The sequence below is a fragment of the Microbacterium sp. genome, from assembly GCF_030149085.1.
In the GTDB taxonomy this organism is placed as follows: Bacteria; Actinomycetota; Actinomycetes; order Actinomycetales; family Microbacteriaceae; genus Microbacterium.
The window spans coordinates 1-4,558 of the sequence record NZ_JASBSF010000049.1 but is presented as its reverse complement, the minus strand read 5'-3'; the positions used below and the strand labels follow the sequence as shown (position 1 = coordinate 4,558).

6 protein-coding genes are annotated in these 4,558 nt (G+C 68.3%); 3 read left to right on the top strand and 3 right to left on the bottom strand.

The genetic code is table 11. The features are described from left to right. The 3 genes from Q1V87_RS02045 to Q1V87_RS02035 all read right to left on the bottom strand — a co-directional run. A partial coding sequence (locus Q1V87_RS02045) for a signal peptidase II (RefSeq protein ID WP_300590636.1) occupies positions 1-420 on the bottom strand: 420 nt, incomplete at its 3' end. After that, on the bottom strand, positions 417-2,318 hold the full coding sequence (locus Q1V87_RS02040; protein WP_300590635.1) for a cation-translocating P-type ATPase: 1,902 nt from the start codon (positions 2,316-2,318) through the stop codon (positions 417-419). The genes Q1V87_RS02045 and Q1V87_RS02040, both read right to left, overlap by 4 nt. Then, entirely contained in the window at positions 2,315-2,674 is a 360-nt protein-coding gene (locus Q1V87_RS02035) for a metalloregulator ArsR/SmtB family transcription factor (protein ID WP_045246602.1), read from the bottom strand. The genes Q1V87_RS02040 and Q1V87_RS02035 overlap by 4 nt, the downstream gene beginning before the upstream one ends. A gap of 271 nt (positions 2,675-2,945) precedes the next feature. Between Q1V87_RS02035 and Q1V87_RS02030 the strand changes: the two genes are divergently transcribed. From Q1V87_RS02030 to Q1V87_RS02020, 3 genes are all read left to right on the top strand, one after another. Beyond that, positions 2,946-3,365: a single-stranded DNA-binding protein gene (locus Q1V87_RS02030; protein ID WP_300590634.1), complete on the top strand. Its 420-nt coding sequence runs from the start codon at positions 2,946-2,948 to the stop codon at positions 3,363-3,365. Between the two features lie 30 nt (positions 3,366-3,395). Next, on the top strand, positions 3,396-4,010 hold the full coding sequence (locus Q1V87_RS02025) for a hypothetical protein (RefSeq protein WP_102209673.1): 615 nt from the start codon (positions 3,396-3,398) through the stop codon (positions 4,008-4,010). Between the two features lie 138 nt (positions 4,011-4,148). After that, positions 4,149-4,558: hypothetical protein (locus tag Q1V87_RS02020; RefSeq protein WP_300590633.1), on the top strand; the 410-nt coding region annotated here is incomplete at its 3' end.

Below are 4,558 nucleotides of genomic sequence, written 5' to 3'. Positions count from 1 at the left end.
GAATCCGGGTGGGGCGAGCAGGCGGTCCAGGAGGTTGCCGACCGCGCCGCCCCATAGCAGGCCAATCGCGACCGCCCACCCGGCGGTGCGGGCGCGCGTGGCGGCGACGAGCAGCGCCACGGATGCCGCAGACGCGATGAGGGTGAGCAGCCAGGTCGAGTCAGACCCCAAGGACATGACCGTGCCGGGATTGAACGCGAGCTGTAGGCCGAGCCAGTCTCCGAGGAGCGGGATGCGGTCTTGCTCGCTGAGCTCTGCGAGAGCGAGTGCTTTGGTGCCTTGGTCGATCAGCACGGCACCGGCGGCAACGGCGACCGCGAGCAGGAGCAGTCGGGGTCGCGCACGCGCGCCGACAGGGCCGGCGGAACTCGCAACAGCATCCGCTTTCTCGGGTGGGAGGCCGTCACTTAGCGCGGTCATGCCTGTGTGCGCCGTGCTGCGCGGAGGCCGTTGAGGATGACGATGACTTCGGCGACCTCGTGGACGAGCACGACGGCGGCGAGCCCGAGGATGCCGGTGATCGCCAGCGGCAGCAGAACAGCGATGATCGCGATGGAGAGCACGACGTTTTGGTTGATGATGCTGCGGCCGCGGCGGGCGTGAGCGAGGGCCTGCGGGATGAGGCGCAGGTCGTGTCCGGTGAATGCGACGTCGGCGGATTCGATCGCGGCATCGGCGCCCTTGGCTCCCATCGCGATTCCTAGGTCGGCGGCTGCGAGAGCGGGGGCGTCGTTGATGCCGTCTCCGATCATGGCGGTGGGCTGCGACTTCGACAGTTCCGTGACAGCGGCAGCCTTGTCCTCGGGGCGCAGTTCGGCGCGCACGTCGGTGATCCCGGCCTGTGCAGCCAGGGCTGCCGCGGTGCGGGTGTTATCCCCGGTGAGCATCGTTACCCCGATTCCGCGGCGGTTCAGCGTGGCGATGACCTCGGGCGCTTCGGGGCGCAGTTCATCCCGCACCCCGATCGCGCCGACTGGCTTGTCGTCGCGATGGACGATGACGACCGTCATCCCCTCGGACTCCATCGCTTCCACGGCGGTGGCCATTGCTCCGGCACCCAGCCACCGCGGGCTTCCCACGGCGAGACGCGCGCCGTCGAGGGTGCCGGCAATGCCGTGCCCGGCGGTCTCGGTGACGTCTGCGGCGGTCGGAGCGTCGGGAACCGCGTTGGTGATCGCTGCGGCGAGGGGGTGCGTGCTGTGGCCTTCCAGGCTCGCCGCCCACGCCAACACGTCAGCCTCGGTCGCCCCGGTGGTGACCACACGGGTCACGGTGGGCTCGTTGCGGGTGAGGGTGCCGGTCTTGTCGACGGCGAGATGGCGGATGCCACCGAACCTCTCGAAGGCGGCACCGGACTTCACAACCACGCCGAACTTGGAGGCCGCACCAATCGCGGAGACCACGGTGACCGGGACGGCGATCGCGAGCGCGCAGGGCGAGGCAGCGACCAGGACCACCAGAGCGCGGGTAATCCACAACTCCCAGTCACCGGTGAGCAGCGAACCGAGGACGCCGACGAGCACGGCGAGGATCATCACGCCAGGAACGAGGGGGCGGGCGATCCGGTCGGCCAGACGGGCGCGGTCGCCCTTCTCGGCCTGCGCCTGCTCGACCAGTTCCACAATCGTGGTGAGCGAGTTGTCGGTGCCAGCGGCGGTGGCCTCGACCTCGAGGACGCCGGTGGTGTTGATCGACCCGGCCGACACGTCAATGCCGGGCTCGACCTCGACCGGGATCGACTCGCCTGTGATCGCGGACGTGTCCAGGCTGCTCCGCCCGGCACGCACGATGCCGTCTGTCGCGATCCGTTCGCCCGGCCGGACCACGAGCACATCGCCGACACGCAGCTCCTTCGCCTCCACCTCCGTGGTGGCGTCGCCGCCCTTGACGAGTGCGGTGTCGGGCACGAGCTTCAACAGTGCCCGCAGCCCTGCGCGGGCGCGGTCCATGGCCTTGTCTTCCAGCGCCTCCGCGATGGAGTACAAGAACGCCAGCGCGGCGGCCTCCTCGACGTAGCCGAGGATCACCGCCCCGGTGGCGCTGATCGTCATGAGCAGGCCGATACCGAGCTTGCCCTTGGTGAACAGCTTGCGCAGCGCGCCCGGCACGAACGTGTACGCGCCCAGCAGCAGACCGATCCAGAACAACACCAGACCCGCGGTCTCCGCGCCGGTCCACTCGCACACCAGACCGGCGGCGAACGCGACGCCGGAGGCGATCGGGATCAGAACGCTCGGGCTCCGATACCACGGCCGGTGATCGTCATCATCGTCGTCGAGGTCGACGTGTTCGGCTTGCGAGCCCGTGACCGCGCTCACGCCCGAACCTCCCCCGCCACGCAGCCCTCGACCCCGCAGTCCGGGTCCATGCATGGCACGCTCTCGTCGACCGCGAGCGTCACATCAACCAGCGCCGTCAGCGCGCGCGCGAGGTGCGGGTCTGCGACCTCGTACCGGGTCTGCCGGCCCTCGGGCTCAGCCACCACGATCCCGCACCCGCGCAGACACGTCAGATGGTTCGACACGTTCGAGCGGGACAGCCCCAAATCACGAGACAGCACCGCCGGATAACTCGGGCCGGTCAAGAGGGTCAGGAGGATCCGAGAGCGGGTCGGGTCGGCCATAGCTCGGCCGAGCCGGTTCATCACATCGAGTCGATCGGCAATAGTCAGCACATGCTGACTATACATCAGTGGCTGTACTCGGTCTCGCGCTTGCACCTTCGCTCTTCGACCCGCGATCCTCCCGGAAGATGTCCCGGATAGACATCTCGTGGACATTTCCTCCACGAAATGGACATTTCCGAAGAGTCCCTACAGCGTTCTCTGCCCAGGCGACGCTCGCCTCTCAGCCATGTCATCACAGTAGCCCGGGGCGCGGACGGTCGAGCTTGCGCACCTATCGGGTAGCAGTCCTCTCTCGGCAGGAGAAGTTAGGAGCATCCCGATGCGAACCAAAGAGTCCCTGTGGGGCTTCTTCGCCAGCGACCCGCAACTGTCCTTCAACGAGAAAGGAGAGGCGCGACTGTTCGCCTGGATCGGTCAGGAGCAGTTCGAGCGCAACCCGGACGGCTCGTTCACCCAGGGCGAGACGAAGTTCTACCCGTTCAAGATGTTCCGGAAGACCGCGGAGCACGCCTACGAGAAGTTCGCGCGCGGCGACACCTTCGTCGCCAGCGGGCACGTCCAGAAGTTCAGCTACGAGAAGAACGGCGAGACGATCAGCGGCGAGGAGTTCATCGCCACGCACATCGGCCCCGATGCCGCCCGCACGAGCTACGCCGTCGATCGCGGCCGCTCGCGCACGCAGCACGTCGAGAGCGCAGCCATCGAAGCGCCAGACCCGACCATCCCCCAGCAACCGTAACCCCGTCCGATGACGCTGTGAGGCCGCGTCATGACCACCGACGAGACGCTGTTCCCGCCCGATGACCCCGACTTCGATGTGCCTCCGCTCGAGGAACCGGAGCCCGAGCCGGTGACACCTTCGCCGAGGCCGGCCAAGGAGCCGGACGCCGAGGCGAAGGACACGCCGGAGCCGCCGCGCCCCGTCAACTGGAACATCCTGACCGCGGCCGAGGCGCAGGTGGAGTGGCTGGAGCTGAACGCCTTCGTGAACTGGCTGCGTCACGAGTTCGGCCTGAGCGTGAACGTCGTGCCGCCGTTCTGGCATCGGCACCCGGAGCTGGTGTGGCCGCTGTCGGCGCTGCGGCAGCACTACCTCAACGCCTACGACAAGAAGCAGCACGGCTCGGCACCGTTCGGCTGGTGGCGCGACTTCTGGGCGTTCGTGCCGCAGCTTCGGGACGCGGTGACCGCGTGCGGCACGAAGCTCAACACCGACCGTCCGACGCGGCAGGCGGTGTGGCCGGGCGAGGACGAGCATCCCATGCTGGTGGAGACGGTGATCCCCGACCGGGATGCCGACTTCACGCAGTTCGTCAAGGACGACGTGGCTCGCAGGCAGGCCATCGAGGACGAGTTCTACGCCCATCTCGCGGCGGAGCAGTAGGGCGCGGGCGGTGACGGCGAATGGCGCGGCAGCGATCCCGGAAGCCCTGGCCGGGGCAACTGGAGTTCGATCTGTGGGGGCTCGACGAGCCCGCGGCCGACGCCGCGCTCACCGCGGCTCGGGAGGCTACGGCAGGCGATGAACAAGTACGGGCAGATGGCGCTGTCGCATTGGCAGGCGACGGCCCCGAGCCGGGTGGCGGAGATGAGCGATCCGGCGGCGTTCTTCGAGGCGCTGGGCCTGGAGATGCAGGCGCAGGTGACGAACCTCGCGTCAATGCTGGCGGGGAGCGACCGTCGGGGGGAGACTTTCTTGCAGAAGGTCGCCCGGCTGACGGTGGCCCGGAAGCAGGCGGAGGAGGTCGTGATGTCGCAACTGGCGTGGATCACCGACCCGAGCCTGCCGCTGGATCAAGCACGGGAGGAGTGGGAGCAGACCCGGCCCTCCGACGAGAACCTGATCCTCTGGGCGGAGCGGATGCAGGAATGCCCGGATTCGATGCCCTCCTCCGTGGAACTGGAGGAACTGGCGAAGAAGTGGGCGCTCAG